Here is a 15,085-nt window from a genome sequence, read left to right as displayed (position 1 = left end):
GCAGGAATGGAACAGTAAAAAGCAGTTTTGGATAACGCCGAGGGCTGAATTTTACAGCAGAATGCCGCCATTCGAAGCGTGTAAGCGAGGTAAAGGCGATGGCCCGTTCTGTTGTTGTAGGTGCATGTCCGCATGACTGTCCTGATACCTGCTCGATCCTGACGACCGTCGAGGACGGCAAGGCGCTTGCTGTGCGGGGCAATCCAGACCATCCCTTCACCCGCGGCCGGCTCTGCGTGAAGGTCAACAATTACCAGGATCGGGTCTATAGCGATAAGCGGCTGCTTTACCCGATGCGGCGCGTCGGCCCTAAAGGCAGCGGCCAGTTCGTTCGAATCTCTTGGGATGACGCGCTCGAAGAGATCGCCACCCGCTGGACGGATATCATCGCATCCGATGGCGCACAGGCGATATTGCCTTACAGCTATCTTGGCACGCAGGGTATTCTCAATGGCCTCAATGTCGGCGATCCTCTGTTCAACAAGCTGGGCGCCTCGGTGAGCGAGCGCACCTTCTGTGATTCAGGCTCATGCACGGCCTATATGATGACGATTGGGCATACACCGGGTGTCGATCCCGAGAGCTTCGTTCATTCCAAATATATCATTCTCTGGGCCTGCAACACGCTCAGTACCAATTCGCATCATTGGCCCTTCATCGAGGAAGCCCGAAAGAGCGGTGCTAAACTCGTGGTGATCGATCCGGTGCGTACCCGCACTGCGCGGCTTGCCGACTGGCACATTCCGATCCGGCCCGGCACGGATGGGGCACTGGCCATGGCCATGATGCACGTCATCATCACGGAAAATCTGGTGGATCGGGACTATGTCGACAAGCACACGCTGGGATATGACGAACTGGTTGAGCGGGTGGCGGAATACACACCGGAATTCGCCTCTTTGGAAACCGGCATTCCCGTTGATGACATCCTGAAACTGGCTCGCGAATACGCGACCACACCTGCGGCGGTCGTACGGATCGGGGTGGCGGTGGAACGTCATGCCGGCGGTGGCCAGACGGTTCGTGCCATTGCCTGCCTGCCAGCATTGATCGGCGCATGGAAACATGTCGGCGGAGGGCTTTTGCAATTGCCGATCTGGGCCTTCCCGGTAAACTGGGGCGGGCTGATGCGTCCCGATCTCCAGCCTGAGAAGATGCGGGTGATCAATTCCTGGCGCCTTGGCCAGGCGCTGACTGGCGCTCTTGAACTGGACCCTCCGATCCGTGCCTTGTTCGTATACAATGCCAATCCCATGGCCATGGTTACCGAGCAGGAAAAGCTGGAACAGGGGCTGGGGCGGGAAGATCTATTCACCGTCGTCAGCGAGCATTTCATCACCGATACCGCCAGATATGCTGATATCCTTTTGCCAGCGACCACGCAGCTGGAACAGAAGGACATCATGTTCTCCTGGGGCCATCTCTATCTGTCCTACAACAATCCAGCGATCGAACCGCTCGGCGAGGCGGTTTCAAACACGGAATTGTTCCGTCGCCTTGCCGCCGCACTGGGCATCGACGATCCCTTTTTCTTCCGCTCGGACGACGAGATGATCGAAGCATCGATGGATTGGGCAAGCCCGGTTCTTGAAGGGATCACGCTCGATCAATTGAAACAGTCGGGATATATGCGATTGAACATGCCGGCTGCCGACCGATGGGCGCCGCATCGTGACGGAAATTTTCCGACACCCACGGGCAAATGCGAATTCAAATCAACCCTGGCCGAAGGCGGCAATTTCGTCGCGCCGCTGTTCAGGCAGGGTTACGGTGGCGACCAATCGGGCGAAGCGGTCGATCCGCTCCCGCATTACATCCGTCCCAACGAGAGCCCCGCAACCCATCCGGTTCTGGCGCAGCAGTATCCGCTCAGCCTGATTTCTCCGAAAAGCCACGCCTTTCTCAACTCGAATTACGGGAATCTGCCGGCGCAGATTGCGCAGGCCGGCGAGGAGCAGGCGGTGCTGCTGCACCCTGACGACGCCAGCGAACGCGGTATCATCGCCGGAGCGCCGATCCGCGTGTTCAATGATCGCGGAATGTTCGAGGCATTCGCGACATTGTCGCCCGATGTGATGCGTGGCGTGGTGGTTGCTCCGTCCGGCTACTGGCAGCGCTCCAACCGCAAGGGTGCGACCGTGCATGCCGTGACGCCGCCCGCCTATGCCGATCTCGGACGGGCGCCGACATTTTCCGATGCGCTGGTCCAGGTTGCAATGGCCTGACTCCTTCAAGATTCTACGGGCGGATGATGGCGTGTTCACCAAATCGTCTGCCGCATATGATGAAAGCTTACCATGACCTATGTTGTAACCGACCAATGCTCCGGATGCCGCTATACGGAATGCGTGACCGTATGTCCCGTCGAGTGTTTTCATATCGATGAGGAAATGACCTATATCGATCCCGATAACTGCATCGATTGCGGTGGTTGTGCGCCTGTTTGCCCCGTCGGCGCCATTCATGCGTCCTATCTCCTGCCAGCCGACAAGCAGGAGTGGATTGAAATCAATCGTCGCCGCGCTGCAGAAACGCCGGTGGTCGCCAGTCGGCTGCCGCCCTTGCCAGGGGCTGAGGAGCGACGGCAGGCTCTGACATCATGACCATCACAATTGCCGCCGAAGCGAAGGCTGCTTCGCCTTTCCGCATCGCCATTGTCGGTGCAGGCCCGAGCGGCTTCTATGCCGCCGAAGCTCTGTTAAGAGCGCCGATCAACATTCAAGTCGACATGTTCGAGCGGCTGCCGGTGCCCTATGGCCTGGTGCGGTTCGGCGTGGCGCCGGATCATCCGAAGTTGAAACAGGTGACCGCCGTATTCGATCGTATTGCCAGCATGCCCGGCTTCCGCTTTGTTGGCGGGATCGACGTGGGGATCGACGTGACGATAGACACGCTGTGTGACTGCTATCATGCCGTCATTCTTGCGACGGGCGCTGCGTTAGGTAGAAAGATGGGTATTCCTGGCGAGAGCCTGCCGGGAAGCCACCAGGCTAGCGATTTCGTCGGCTGGTATAACGGCCACCCTGACTATCGCGATTGCTGCTTCGACCTCTCCGGTGAGCGTGCGGTGATTGTCGGACATGGAAATGTCGCTCTCGATATTGCCCGCATCCTGCTGAAGACGACCGACGAGTTACGTCATAGCGACATCGCGGCCCATGCGCTGGAGGCCTTGGGCGAAAGCAAGATCCGCGAGGTGCAGGTCGTCGGGCGTCGTGGCCTGCTCGAAACGCGCTTTTCGGCCAAGGAATTGCAGGAGTTCAGCACGCTCTCGGACTGCGACCCCGCCCTTGATCCGGGCGATCCGGTGCCGGGTGTCGCCGCTTTGCCTGATGGCACTGACGCCGAGAAAAGGGCGGCTGTCAGCATGCTGGCATCGTTTTCGACGCAGATCTCGGATCGGAAGCGGCGTTGCGTGTTCCGGTTCCATCTGCAGCCGCACGCTATCGAGGGAAGAGATCGGGTTGAGCGGATGGTATTCAGCCGAGGCTCCAGCCTATCCGGCGATAGGTCTATGCCGGTTTCCATCGACTGCGGTCTGGTATTTTCCAGCATCGGCAGACGGTCTGCGCCCGTTCCGGGCGTTGCCTATGACGAGGCGAGGGGCGTTCATGCCAATGTAGCAGGACGAGGCCCTCATCAAGCGACCTATGTTTGTGGGTGGAGCAAGCGCGGCCCACAAGGCACGATTGGTACCAACAGGGCATGCGCAGTCGAAACCGTGCAGCATATTCTTGCCGATCTTTCCAGCAATGGTCATCGCGTGCTCGCGGATGCCGATGCCTTAATCGCCGGGCTGGCCAGCAAGCATGGTGTCCACATCGATTTCGCGTCGTGGCAGGCTATCGATGCTGCGGAATTGGAGCAAGGCCGCCTTGCTGGAAAGCCCCGAGAAAAATTTTTGTCTGTCGACCAGATGATTGCTGTCGTCACGAAGAGGCGCACAGCATGCTGACCCGCGGGACTGCCTTGCCTTCGTGTGGTCTGATCGACCGGTTCGGTCGCCGCGTAACTTATCTACGTCTTTCAGTGACCGATCGTTGCGATCTACGCTGCATGTATTGCATGCCGGAAAACATGACATTCATGCCGAAGCGTGATGTGCTGTCGATTGATGAGCTGGAACGTCTTGCGGTTGCCTTCATCCGATCCGGCGTCACGCGGATCCGCCTCACAGGTGGTGAACCTCTCGTTCGCAAGGGTATCATCGACTTAATCCGCTCGCTGGGACGCAATTTGCAAGGCGGTCCGCTACAAGAACTGACATTGACGACGAACGGCACTCAACTTGCCCGTTATGCTGAAGACTTGGTGCAGGCGGGTATTCGACGCCTCAATGTTTCGCTTGATACACTCGCGCCAGAGCGGTTTCGCACTTTGACGCGGGGTGGCTCGCTTAACACGGTGCTTGAGGGCATCGACGCGGCCCGTGCAGCGGGGCTTGCGGTCAAGATCAATTCGGTAGCACTCCGGGACAGCACCGAACAGGAAATTCATGATCTTATCGCGTTTGCCCATGGCCGCGGCATGATGCTTTCTCTGATCGAGACGATGCCGCTTGGAGATATCGGTGTCGACCGCGTCGATCAGTATCTTCCACTCAACGAATTGCGCAAGACGATTGAAACCCGCTGGTCACTGACAGATATTCCCCTGCGGACGGGTGGTCCGGCGCGCTATGCCCGCATTGCCGAAACCGGCGGAACAATCGGCTTCATCACGCCGCTGACACATAATTTCTGCGAAGGCTGCAACCGTGTTCGCGTAACCGCTGCCGGTGTGCTTCACACTTGCCTGGGGCAGGAAGACGCCGTTGATCTCAAAGCGGTGATGCGCCGGTCGCCATATGATCAGGATCTGTTTGCCGCAATCAACCAGGCGATCCTGGACAAATCGCGTGGGCACGACTTTGCGATCGACCGAACCAACGCCCCGATAACGATCAGCCGGCATATGTCCGCCACCGGTGGCTGATGCATGTCCGCTATATCGAATGCCTCTCCTGAAAGGAAAGAGGATACGCCTGGCCCTAAGAAAGCTGGCGCTGTTGATTTTCACTCTGAAATGAGTCGTATTTCAATTCGGTCCCGATCCGGTCTACGTTCAGTCGTGATTTGAAACGTGGGATAAATTCAAGGCGCGCCCTTCACCCGGCAGCGAGAGCGGGGGCATCATCGGCGCCGATCATGGGCCCATCCGATCTTCATTTCATCTCAATACATCAGAGACCTACGGGACGGGTCATTGGGGTAAATCTCCGGTGCTGATTTACAGTGTATGCAGGGGCCGACAGGAGGAGGCGCTCGATCACAACGACAGCTTTTGAGCAGCCCGCTGCGCTGTAGCCTTTGCGTCATCCATGGTGGGCTTGCGAATTTTCAGGAAAGCATTGGTGATGTCAGGACCGGCCTTGTCGGGACTGCCAGAGTCAAAAGGCGGTTTGGGATCATATTCAATGATGAGCTGGATGCGCTTTGCAAGGTCTTCCCCGCGCAATCTGGCAACCACGGAGAGGCCAAAATCGATCCCTGCGGTGGTCCCGCCGCCTGTGATGAGATTGCCGTCCTCTACCACGCGCTCATTGACGGGAATTGCACCGAATGTTGGCAGGAGGTCGCGGACGTTCCAGAGCGTTGTTGCTCTCTTGCCCTTGAGTAAACCTGCCGCGCCGAGGACCAGTGATCCCGTGCAGACGGCGGTCACATATTTTGCGCCAGCTGCCATCTCCCTGACAAAGGCAAGCGTCTCCGCGTCTTCCATCAGTTCAGTCGAGCCGACAAGTCCACCAGGAATGAAGAAGACATCGACGTTTCGAGGGCACTCCTTGAACGTGGTCGTTGCTGTGACGGGAATACCGACATCCGTCGATACCGGCGTCTGGTCTTTCCAGACCAGGTGAATCTTTCCCCTGGTGATGTTGAAAACGGTCATCGGACCGAGCAGATCCAGCAGGATCATCTTAGGGTGGACAAGCATGGCAAAAACCGGTCCATCCGGCGAGAGGGGTGGCGTTTGAGCCGATGCAATGCCGTTGTTCAGCAGCAGGCCTGCGCCTGCTGCTGTGAAAAGCACATTGAAGTCCCGACGGTTCATGATCGTTGTCCTGGTGAAGGGAGAATGAGGCTGTCGCTCAGCTGCTGTCCGGCGGTCTTTGCGCCAGGACCGCTCGAAAGTAGCTCCCGGATTTTCGTGATGGCCTGTTGCTTGTCGAGACCGTAGGGAATCATGTCCTTCAGCCGACCGTCTGCGCCGACGAGAAGCAAGGACACCGTGTGGCTCATGTGGTAATCGCCATCTTCACTCGGCAGCTTGCTCGCATGGATCATCCAGCCATCGACGACCTTCTTCATTTCCTCCGGTTTCCCGGTGATACCAGTAATGCGGTCCGTAAAGGCCGTGACATAGCCGTGCATGACCTCCGGCGTGTCGCGCTCCGGGTCGATCGAGAAGAAATAGGCCTTCAGGTCTTTGCCCTCAGGTCCCAGCGTCTTCAGCCAATCGGCCACTTCATAGAGCGTTGTCGGGCAGACTTCCGGGCAATGGGTATAGCCAAAATAAACCAGTGCTGGCGAACCATGAAAAATTGACGGGCCGACCGGATTTCCCCGGTCGTCGGTGAGCTCGAACTGTGTGCGAAACGGACCCGGCCGTGGGCTGTCATAAGCAACCCAGATCATGACGCCGATCAAGGATGTCACGAACAGCCCGGCTACGGCGAGTGCCAGAATTATCAGTGGGCTGCGCGTCATTTTCCATGATCCTTGTGCACGTCGTGCCCGCCGTGATCCTCGGCGCCCTCGACCATGACGGTACCTTCAAAGCTTGCAAACAGCGCCAGTGTCTTTGCGTCGACATGGGCTTCAGCCTCCGCGAGCTTGGCGGAGAGGGCGCTTGCGTCATTGTCTGAGAGGCCCATTTCCTTAAGGGCAGTGGCTTGCTTCAAGCCATCGCCGCTGCACAGATGAATGCTCCACACATCGCCCTTCTTCTTCAGCAGCGCACGGCCACCACGACCCTCTTGGGTCCAGCCGGCGATGGCCCAGTCCTCCTGCACAACGACAGGGGCGACGGAGAGAGGCTTGTCGGCCGTCGCGAACGCGGCTTTCAACTTGGCCGGAATGGCTTCTTGAGGATCGGCAGATTGCGGCGGCATCTGCATTGCGGCGTGGTCGCCGTGCTTTGCATGGCCGTCGTGCTTCATTTCAGGCGCACCACCAGCCGGTGAACCAACGGAGAATTCGACCTCGACCGATCCCGCCTTTTCGAAAGTGAGAGTTGCCTTGACGGTTTCACCCTCCTTGAACGCCTGTTGCACGTTCATGAACATCACGTGGTAGCCGCCGGGCTTCAGCTCTATGGTTTGGCCTTTGGGAATGACAATGCCGCCCTGAAGCTCGCGCATGATCATGACGCCAGCATCGATTTTCATCTCGTGGAGCTGGATCGATCCGGCCCGGTCCGAGGTTGCGCTCACCAGCCTGTCGTCTGTGCCGCCTTCATTGGTCAGCTTCAGATATCCGCCGCCGACCTTGGCACCCGGCAGCATGGCGCGGGCGTAGGGATGACCAATGTCGATGTCGCCGACCTTGAATTCGTGGGCCAGGGCAGGTGAGACAAATGCGAGCGTCGCAATCACAATGGTCGCAAATCTGCTGATTCGGGATTTCATGGTGTTTCCTCCATAGGACATGTTTCAATTGAAGTGGGTGAAAGGGGTAGAATGACCGGGATTCCTGACTGGCTCGGGATAAACTCAGCTTCGATCCCATAGATGGATCGCAGGATGTCCGGCGTAATCACCGTGTCGAAAGCCCCGTGTCCTATGAGCCTACCGCCGTTCAGAAGCATGACCGTGTCGCTATGGCGGGCCGCCAGGTTGAGATCATGAACGGCGATCAAGACCAGCGCGCCAGTCCGCTCGACGTATTCCCTCAGTCGTTTGAGAACATGCATCTGGTGCCGGACGTCCAGAGCGCTGGTCGCCTCATCGAGCAGCAACAGTTGCGGTTCGCGCAGCAGGCGTTGTGCAAGCAGCACCAGTTGTTGCTGACCGCCGGAAAGGGTCAGCATGCTGCGGGTTGCGAGATCGCTGATCCCGAAGAAGGCCAATATCCGAGAAGCCGCCGCAAGCATGTCACTGGCAATCTGCCAGCCAAGCTGCTCATGACGGCCGAGCAGGATGACTTCGAGCACGGACAAGTCAGCCCTCACCTGGCATTGCTGCGGCATGAAACCGATATCGCGGGCGCCGACCGGCTTGCCGTTCCACAGAACCTTGCCTTTCGCAGGCACCTGCCCGGCGATCGCGTTCAGCAGGGTGGACTTGCCGGCACCATTCGGGCCGATCAGGCCAACGATCTGCCCAGCAGCAATAGAGGTCGATACACCTGAGACAATCGTGGTGCGGCCCTGTTGGACGCTTACGTCTCTCAATACCAGCCGCGCCGTCATGTCAGGCCTCGCTGACCGCGTTTGGCGATGACAACAAACAGCATCGGTACACCTGCGATGGCCGTGATGATGCCGACCGGAATGACGGCTGCCGGAGAGATGAATTTTCCGAATACGCACGCGCCGATCAGAATGATGGCTCCCGTTAGGGCTGCCAGCGGCAGGGAGAAACGATGGTCCTCTCCGACGAGTGCGCGGGCAACATGCGGTGCGATGAGCCCAACAAAGCCGATGGTTCCGACGAAGGAGACGGCTCCGGCTGTCAACAGCGCCACGATCAGGAAGGTATTCCGACGGATTTTTTCAACCGATAGCCCAAGGCTTCGGGCATTGGCATCTCCGAGACGCAGCGTGGTCAAAGCCCAGGTGCTGCGGGCAATGAAGGGAAGGCAGGCGCATGCAATCGCAGCACTCACTGTGACGCTCGTCCAGCTTGACTTCAAGAGGCTGCCGAACAACCAGAAGACGATCTGCTGCAAGACTTCCGGTGATGCCAGAAACTGAAGCAGGGACTGGAGCGATTGGAAGAAGAACAACACCGCAATGCCTCCAAGCACGAGGATTTCGGGTGTCGCGCCACGAAGCCGCGCGATCAGATAGACCAGAGCACAGGCCACCAGCGTCATCACAAAGGCGCAGGCGGGGATGACGATGAAACCGGGCAGTGGGATGAGTGAGCCGAACATGATCGCTAATGCCGCGCCAAAGCCTGCCGCCGCCGAAAAGCCGAGTGTGAAGGGGCTGGCAAGCGGATTGCCAAGGATCGTCTGCATTTGCAGGCCGGCAAGGCCGAGGCAGGTGCCGACCAGGACGCCCATGACCGTTTGCGGCATGCGCAATTGCCACAGGATGGTTGCAACCATGCGGTCGTCGCCGGCAGGCCCGGCGAGAAGCCCGTGCCATACTTCGGCAAGCGGCATGCCGGATGGACCGGTGGTGAGATCAAGGACCATCAGCAGGACGAGACATAGGAGGGCCGCGATCAGCACGAAGGTCCGACGAGCGGATGCGCGGCGATAGCCGTCGCGCATCCCTTCAATCTCAGTGGAGAAGGAGGTCATTGTCCGCCAACTTCATAAGGGAGAACAAACACGCCATCAGCCTTGATCGGCAGCCAGCTATTATAATAGTCAGCAATGTTCTTTGCCGGATCGACGTTCTTGAAGGCATCCGGATAGAGCTGCTTTGCAATATATTGCGCATACACATAGTCGGACAGCGTGCGCGCGCCGCCATGGTAGATCGCATGCACGCCGCCGTCTTTTACGGCTGGCAGATCCGACCACCCCGGACGTCCGAGATAGGCCTTCATGCGTTGGCGGGTAACGGCCGGATCAGCCCCAAAACCGACCTGCACCGATTGCGGCTTGTTCAGCCATTCAGAGCCGCCCAGAAAAATCAGGTCGGGCTTTTGTGCCAGGACATATTCCGGGCTTAGCGGTCCCCAATTGCCGATCTGTCCCTTGGCAATGTTATGGCCACCAAGCCTGTCGACCAGCGCGCCCCACATCGTATCGCCGTAGGAGTTCCCGACTTCGTCCGGCCCTTTCTGAGCCAGTTCGACATAGACCTTTTTCTCCGTCGGGCCGGCTTTCTGGATGCGAGCCTGAACGTCTGCCATCGCATCCTTGTAGTTTTTGGCGAGCTTTTCGGCGCGGTCTTGCGTCCCCATCAGCTTGCCGAGTGCCAAGGTGGATGCGACATGTTTCTCGACCGTCTGAGCATTGTAGTCGAGCGTCACGATCGGAATGCCAGCCGCCTCTAACTGCTTGGTGCCTTCCCCGAGCGCGTCATAGGACCAGGCCGCCAGAATGAGCAGGTCGGGTTTGGCCGCAATCACCTTCTCAATCGAAAATGTATTGTCCTCGGTACTACCGATGTCGGGAATGGAGGCGAGCCTTGGCAGCGCCTTTTCATAGGCCGCGAACTGGTTTGGCCGCCAATCCTTCCAGGGAGAGAGGGAGAGGGCCACGACTTTGTCGAGCGCGCCGGGTCCGGCGATGGCAAGATAATCCTCATAATAGAAGCTGAGGACAACACGCTCCGGCACCTTGGGTACCGTGACGGTGCGTCCCTTGACATCGGTAACGGTGATGTCGGCAAAGGCACTGGCTGTCATGGCCATCAGGCCGACAAAGGCGGAGAAGACTAGTTTTTTCATGGTGTTTCCTTGCGTTAAATCTTGAAGGGCGGGCGATCCTGCGCCAACCACAATGTTGAAAGGCTGGCGGCTCAGCGCGCGCTCAAGCGGCTTGACGCGCCTGATGATGAGATGGTCGAGTGCGATCACGGTTAGCACCACAGCAGTCGACAGAGCTGCCAATCGATCGTCCGAGAAAAGGGCCTGGCCCAAGGATATCAAGTATTTGCCTGCGATCGTCGCGCAGCGATTGATAGAGTGCGATGCACCCGTCCTGGAGCAGAAATTGGCTCGGCCTTGGGAAATCACGCAGGAAAATTCTGGTGCGCGGCGCAACGAGCTTGCAGATCCGTGATTTGCTGCCGATTTCGGCGGATATCAGAAAATCGATTGGGAATACGGGCGATACTTCACCCAGTGCTGTCCTGTTGAACATGACGTGTGTCCGGCGCTACGCCGGTCGTCACATCCCAGAGTTTGGAACGTTCAACCGGCGCTGACTGAAGGGCTGCTGTGAAATGCAGCAGTGGTTTCAGGCAATGGTGCCGGTCGGGGGGCCACGTGGGCTTGCGTTGGGAGGAAACAGCTGACGGTAAAAGGCTTCACGACGGATCGGAATATGAATTTCTGTTGCAACGACGATTGCTTGGCCAATTGAATCGGTAGGGGTCGGCAAGACAATGGACGCCGTTATCCGGCAGGCTTCGCAACCTGTGCCGAGATCATGGCTAGGATGTTTTCCGTCGTCATGCTGGCTTGGTAGGCAAAGAACCGGGAGGGTCCCGTCGGGCAGGGTATATGATGCAACTTCTGAAAGCGGAATTGCCGATTCGATGACGGGTATCTTATGGGCAAATCCGACGCACAACAGGGCAATGGCGCAAATGATGCGCACCATTTTCGCCATGTCTGACACGGTTGCCGCCATACAGATTGATCCCCTTCAGATTACGATTAGGCGTTCTTCCAAACGTTCGCAATGCGGCATTTTGTGCCGCGTCAGGATTTCTATAGGTTGTTCTGTTGTTATTTTTTGATGGAAAAAGCGTACCCGGTTTGTCTGCGCAGTTCGGAACGTTTTGACAAGCGGATGTCCTTGTCAATTATGCAGTTGGCGCGGATAGGCTGGCAGAATGGCCGACTTCAGCAGCAGGGAGGCCGGGTGGCAGACATGGGCCAGCGCCCCGGTTGCGGTTTCCTCGACAATGCGGCCTGCATCCATGATCAGCACCCGTGATGCAAACCGCTCGACCAAGCGCAGATCATGGGTGACAAACAGATAGGCAATCCCGGTTTTGTCCTGCAAGTCTTTTAACAGAGACAAGGCCGAGGTCTGGAGATGAAGATCGAGGTTGGACACGGCCTCGTCCAGAATGATCAGTTTGGGTAAGCAGGCGAGGGCGCGGGCAATGCAGACGCGTTGCAGCTGGCCGCCACTGACCTGTCCCGGTAATTTCGAGGCAATGGCAAGGGGAAGCTCCACCATATCAAGCACCTCGCGCAGGCGGTGCTCGCGGTCTGCGTCATTGAGGTTGGTGAGGTGGCGCAGCGGCTCATCAATAATGGCGCGAATGTCAAAACGGGGGTTAACGGCGCTGGGGGAATCTTGAAACACCATTTGAACACTGCGTCGAAATGCGGCTTTCTCTGCTTTTGCGAGCTTGCCAAGGGCTGTGCCGTTAAAACAGATCTCCCCCTTGTCTGGCTGTTCCAGACCCGCCAGTAATCTGGCCAGCGTGCTTTTGCCGCAGCCGCTGCGACCGAGAAGGGCGACGGTTTCGCCGTTCGCAATGGAAAGCGAGACATCATCCACAACCGTTCGGGCGCGGCTTGCGCCAAGCAGCGAGTAGTGCTGATAATGTTTGATCAGATGTTTTGCTTGCAGCAGAGTCATTGCGCCAGCTCCAGACCGTAGAGGGAGAGGTGCGCCTGCACCAACATGCGTGTCACCGGATGGTTGGGCGCATGGAAAATGTCCATGACGCTGCCCGTTTCAACCAGCTTGCCATGATCAATCACCGCCACATCATCCGCCAAACGCGCCACCACGCCCATATCATGGGTGACGAGCAAAACGCCCAAGCCCTGTTGTCTGGCCACGCGCTCAATCAAATCCAGCACCTGCATCTGCACAATCAGGTCAAGGTCCGTGGTTGGCTCATCGGCAAACAGAAAGGGTGCGCCGGACATGAGGGCAAGGGCAATCATCATCCGTTGCAGCATGCCGCCGCTCATCTCAAAAGCATGCATCTCCAGAATGCGCTGCGGCTCTTCAAGCCCGACGTCGTGCATAAAGGCCAAAGCCTGTTGCAGATCATTGTCTGGTGGCAACCGACCCGTGGCTTTCAGTGTCTCAATCACATGATGGCGCATGGTTCGCACCGGATTAAAAGCGCTGCGCGGGTTTTGCAAAATGGTGGCCACCGTCTTGCCACGCAGCTCGGTGGGCAAGGCGGGCTGCCCATCCAGCGCCAGAGTGCCACTGGTAACCGTGACACCCGCAGGTGCCACGCCAAGGCTTGCCGAACAGGTCAGGGATTTTCCCGAACCACTGGCACCAACCAGCGCAAGAATGCGGCCACGTTTGAGCTCAAGTGAGAGATGATCGACAAGGGCGGGATGGCTATTGGAATGTGATGGGTAAACCGTCAGCTTCTGGATGGAAAGGGTCTGGATCATTCGTGCCCATGCTCCATACGCAAATGGGGATCGAGCCTGTCGCGCAGGGCATCGCCCAGAATGTTGAAGGCCATGACGCTGATAAACAGCGTTAAGCCCGGCCACAGGATCAGCGACGGCGCTGTCCAGACATATTGGCGGGCATCGTTGATCATCACGCCCCATTCCGCCGTGGGTGCGGTCACGCCCAATCCCAGAAAAGACAGGCCAGAGACATGCAGCATGATATGGCCGATGTCCAAGGTCGCCAGCACCACCAGCTGAGACAGGGTTGCGGGAAGCAGGTGATCTATGAAGGTTCTGATCGGTCCCGCACCGCTCATGCGCGCCGCCAGCAGAAACTCCCGATGGCGCAGGGACAGCACAATTCCGCGCACAATCCGGGCATACCAGGCCCAGTGGGAAAGAGCGATGGCGAGGATGACATTGGTAAGCCCCGTGCCCAGCATTCCAACCATAAACAGCGCCAGCACCAGTGTTGGAAAGGTCAAAAACACATCGGCAATGCGCATGATCAGCTGATCGGTGCGCCCGCCGATAACACCTGCGGTCCCCCCAAGCACAATGCCGGTGATCATGATCAGGCCAAGCGCAATGGCGACAGACCCCAGCGAGACGCGGGCACCCGCAACCAGACGCGAGAAAATATCGCGGCCCAAGTGATCAGTTCCAAGCCAATGGTTCAGGTCTGGCGGCTGAAGCCGCTCCGATAATTCGACAAAATTCGGATCATGCGGCGAAATCCATGGCCCAGCAATCGTGGCCAACACCAGTAGCACAACGATGACACCACAGGCTTTGACGCCCAGCGATGAGGAGCGCCAAAAGCCTGCCGGGCGCGTGGCTGAGGGCAATGCTGAGGCTTTCGTCATTCGACTTGCCCCGCTGACAGCCTGATCCGGGGGTCTGCCCATGCATAGGCAATATCGACAAGGAGATTACAGGTCACAAAAATGCCCACCATCAACAAGGTAAAACACTGAATGACGGGATAATCCCGGTTGAGGATGGCAGAAACGGCATAGCGGCCAACGCCGGGCCAGCCAAAAATGCTTTCAATCACCAGCGTGCCGCCAAGCAGTTCACCGATATGCATGCCCGTGGCGGTGATGATCGGCAAAAGCGCGTTTCTGAGGATATGGCCCCGTTCAACCCGCTGTCTGGAAAGACCACGCAGCCGGGCATAGAGCACATGGCGCTGTCCCGCAGCCTCCAGCATGCTGGCGCGCAACAGCCGGGCATTGATGGACAGGGACATGAAGGCAATGGCAATGGCCGGCATGATCATATGGGCAAAGCCGCCGCGACCCATGGCGGGAAGCCAGCCGAGCTGCACGGAAAACACCAGCACCAGCAGAAAACCCAGCCAAAAATTGGGCATGGACACGCCAAGGAATGACACAAGCCGCACGATATGATCGGGCAGCTTGTTACGGTGGCGCGATGCCCAGACACCCATGGGGATGGAAATGGCAAAGGTCAGGATCAGCGCCAGCCCAGCCAGTTGCAGCGTTGCCGGAAGGTAGTAGAGCAAGTCCGGCAAAACCGGCCTTTGCGTGGCATAGGATACGCCAAAATCCAACCGGAAGGCATGGCCCAACCAATCGAAATATTGAGTGGCAATGGGGCGGTCGAGGCCAAGCATCTGCCGGGCATCTGCCAGCGCCAAAGGCGTTGGCGGCACTTTGGACAGGCGTAAGTAATCCATGGCCGGATCGCTTGGCCCAAGCCGCAGCATGAGAAATATCACCAGTGATGCGCCAAGCAGCATCGGGATCAGCAGCAAAATGCGCCGCAGAATAAAAGCGCCCATGG

The 15,085-nt window shown here is 58.1% G+C and carries 16 protein-coding genes; 4 read left to right on the top strand and 12 right to left on the bottom strand.

Features of this window, described 5'->3' with window-relative positions:
- Positions 1–98: 98 nt before the first annotated feature.
- The 4 genes from FS819_RS24630 (at position 99) to moaA (ending at position 4,974) form a co-directional block, all read left to right on the top strand.
- On the top strand, positions 99–2,225 hold the full coding sequence (locus tag FS819_RS24630; protein WP_156550142.1) for a molybdopterin-containing oxidoreductase family protein: 2,127 nt from the start codon (positions 99–101) through the stop codon (positions 2,223–2,225).
- 72 nt (positions 2,226–2,297) lie between these two features.
- Entirely contained in the window at positions 2,298–2,603 is a 306-nt protein-coding gene (locus tag FS819_RS24625; RefSeq protein WP_015918666.1) for a ferredoxin family protein, read from the top strand.
- Positions 2,600–3,955, top strand: a complete 1,356-nt coding sequence (locus FS819_RS24620) for an FAD-dependent oxidoreductase (protein ID WP_156550141.1) — start codon at positions 2,600–2,602, stop codon at positions 3,953–3,955. Before FS819_RS24625 ends, FS819_RS24620 begins: the two co-directional genes overlap by 4 nt.
- Positions 3,949–4,974, top strand: coding sequence for a GTP 3',8-cyclase MoaA (gene moaA, locus FS819_RS24615; protein ID WP_156550140.1), 1,026 nt, complete (start codon positions 3,949–3,951; stop codon positions 4,972–4,974). Before FS819_RS24620 ends, moaA begins: the two co-directional genes overlap by 7 nt.
- Before the next feature lie 333 nt (positions 4,975–5,307).
- On the opposite strand, the gene FS819_RS24610 is transcribed toward moaA, so the two are convergent.
- The 12 genes from FS819_RS24610 to nikB all read right to left on the bottom strand — a co-directional run bounded on the left by FS819_RS24610 (position 5,308) and on the right by nikB (position 15,083).
- On the bottom strand, positions 5,308–6,093 hold the full coding sequence (locus FS819_RS24610) for a DJ-1/PfpI family protein (RefSeq protein ID WP_156550139.1): 786 nt from the start codon (positions 6,091–6,093) through the stop codon (positions 5,308–5,310).
- Entirely contained in the window at positions 6,090–6,749 is a 660-nt protein-coding gene (locus tag FS819_RS24605) for an SCO family protein (protein WP_156534381.1), read from the bottom strand. Before FS819_RS24605 ends, FS819_RS24610 begins: the two co-directional genes overlap by 4 nt.
- Positions 6,746–7,669 (bottom strand): copper uptake system-associated protein, encoded by a 924-nt coding sequence (locus FS819_RS24600; protein WP_156550137.1) that lies wholly within the window; start codon positions 7,667–7,669, stop codon positions 6,746–6,748. Before FS819_RS24600 ends, FS819_RS24605 begins: the two co-directional genes overlap by 4 nt.
- Positions 7,666–8,451: an ABC transporter ATP-binding protein gene (locus FS819_RS24595; RefSeq protein WP_156550135.1), complete on the bottom strand. Its 786-nt coding sequence runs from the start codon at positions 8,449–8,451 to the stop codon at positions 7,666–7,668. The genes FS819_RS24600 and FS819_RS24595 overlap by 4 nt, the downstream gene beginning before the upstream one ends.
- A complete protein-coding gene (locus tag FS819_RS24590) occupies positions 8,448–9,512 on the bottom strand; it encodes a FecCD family ABC transporter permease (protein WP_156550133.1) in 1,065 nt (354 codons plus the stop codon). The genes FS819_RS24595 and FS819_RS24590 overlap by 4 nt, the downstream gene beginning before the upstream one ends.
- Positions 9,509–10,612 (bottom strand): ABC transporter substrate-binding protein, encoded by a 1,104-nt coding sequence (locus FS819_RS24585; protein WP_156550130.1) that lies wholly within the window; start codon positions 10,610–10,612, stop codon positions 9,509–9,511. The genes FS819_RS24590 and FS819_RS24585 overlap by 4 nt, the downstream gene beginning before the upstream one ends.
- Positions 10,613–10,694: 82 nt before the next feature.
- Positions 10,695–11,027 carry a hypothetical protein gene (locus tag FS819_RS24580; protein ID WP_197434163.1) on the bottom strand — a complete coding sequence of 111 codons (333 nt, stop codon included), beginning with the start codon at positions 11,025–11,027 and terminating at the stop codon, positions 10,695–10,697.
- Between the two features lie 96 nt (positions 11,028–11,123).
- A complete protein-coding gene (locus tag FS819_RS24575; protein WP_156550129.1) occupies positions 11,124–11,519 on the bottom strand; it encodes a hypothetical protein in 396 nt (131 codons plus the stop codon).
- A 171-nt stretch (positions 11,520–11,690) separates the two neighbouring features.
- Entirely contained in the window at positions 11,691–12,485 is a 795-nt protein-coding gene (gene nikE, locus FS819_RS24570; protein ID WP_156550126.1) for a nickel import ATP-binding protein NikE, read from the bottom strand.
- On the bottom strand, positions 12,482–13,270 hold the full coding sequence (locus FS819_RS24565) for a nickel import ATP-binding protein NikD (RefSeq protein ID WP_156550125.1): 789 nt from the start codon (positions 13,268–13,270) through the stop codon (positions 12,482–12,484). Before FS819_RS24565 ends, nikE begins: the two co-directional genes overlap by 4 nt.
- Complete coding sequence (gene nikC, locus FS819_RS24560; RefSeq protein WP_498724743.1) at positions 13,267–14,079, bottom strand: nickel ABC transporter permease subunit NikC; 813 nt, start codon at positions 14,077–14,079, stop codon at positions 13,267–13,269. The genes FS819_RS24565 and nikC overlap by 4 nt, the downstream gene beginning before the upstream one ends.
- 59 nt (positions 14,080–14,138) lie before the next feature.
- The gene (gene nikB / locus FS819_RS24555) at positions 14,139–15,083 is read right to left on the bottom strand and encodes a nickel ABC transporter permease subunit NikB (RefSeq protein WP_156534363.1); all 945 of its coding nucleotides are present in this window, start codon (positions 15,081–15,083) and stop codon (positions 14,139–14,141) included.
- Positions 15,084–15,085 lie beyond the last annotated feature (2 nt).

Origin of the sequence: Allorhizobium sp. Av2 (assembly GCF_021462805.2) — a bacterium.
In the GTDB taxonomy this organism is placed as follows: domain Bacteria; phylum Pseudomonadota; class Alphaproteobacteria; order Rhizobiales; family Rhizobiaceae; genus Allorhizobium; species Allorhizobium vitis_G.
The sequence above is the reverse complement of the archived record's forward strand: the minus strand, read 5'-3'. Positions and strand labels throughout refer to the sequence as shown.

Bases quoted from the DNA above. Each gene is read 5' to 3' on its own strand.
- FS819_RS24575 (WP_156550129.1), bottom strand. From the start codon at position 11,519: ATGGCGGCAACCGTGTCAGACATGGCGAAAATGGTGCGCATCATTTGC.
- FS819_RS24600 (WP_156550137.1), bottom strand. From the start codon at position 7,669: ATGAAATCCCGAATCAGCAGATTTGCGACCATTGTGATTGCGACGCTC.
- nikE (WP_156550126.1), bottom strand. From the start codon at position 12,485: ATGACTCTGCTGCAAGCAAAACATCTGATCAAACATTATCAGCACTAC.
- FS819_RS24580 (WP_197434163.1), bottom strand. From the start codon at position 11,027: ATGTTCAACAGGACAGCACTGGGTGAAGTATCGCCCGTATTCCCAATC.
- moaA (WP_156550140.1), top strand. From the start codon at position 3,949: ATGCTGACCCGCGGGACTGCCTTGCCTTCGTGTGGTCTGATCGACCGG.
- FS819_RS24605 (WP_156534381.1), bottom strand. From the start codon at position 6,749: ATGACGCGCAGCCCACTGATAATTCTGGCACTCGCCGTAGCCGGGCTG.
- FS819_RS24610 (WP_156550139.1), bottom strand. From the start codon at position 6,093: ATGAACCGTCGGGACTTCAATGTGCTTTTCACAGCAGCAGGCGCAGGC.
- FS819_RS24630 (WP_156550142.1), top strand. From the start codon at position 99: ATGGCCCGTTCTGTTGTTGTAGGTGCATGTCCGCATGACTGTCCTGAT.
- FS819_RS24585 (WP_156550130.1), bottom strand. From the start codon at position 10,612: ATGAAAAAACTAGTCTTCTCCGCCTTTGTCGGCCTGATGGCCATGACA.
- FS819_RS24590 (WP_156550133.1), bottom strand. From the start codon at position 9,512: ATGACCTCCTTCTCCACTGAGATTGAAGGGATGCGCGACGGCTATCGC.
- FS819_RS24620 (WP_156550141.1), top strand. From the start codon at position 2,600: ATGACCATCACAATTGCCGCCGAAGCGAAGGCTGCTTCGCCTTTCCGC.
- FS819_RS24595 (WP_156550135.1), bottom strand. From the start codon at position 8,451: ATGACGGCGCGGCTGGTATTGAGAGACGTAAGCGTCCAACAGGGCCGC.
- FS819_RS24565 (WP_156550125.1), bottom strand. From the start codon at position 13,270: ATGATCCAGACCCTTTCCATCCAGAAGCTGACGGTTTACCCATCACAT.
- FS819_RS24625 (WP_015918666.1), top strand. From the start codon at position 2,298: ATGACCTATGTTGTAACCGACCAATGCTCCGGATGCCGCTATACGGAA.
- nikB (WP_156534363.1), bottom strand. From the start codon at position 15,083: ATGGGCGCTTTTATTCTGCGGCGCATTTTGCTGCTGATCCCGATGCTG.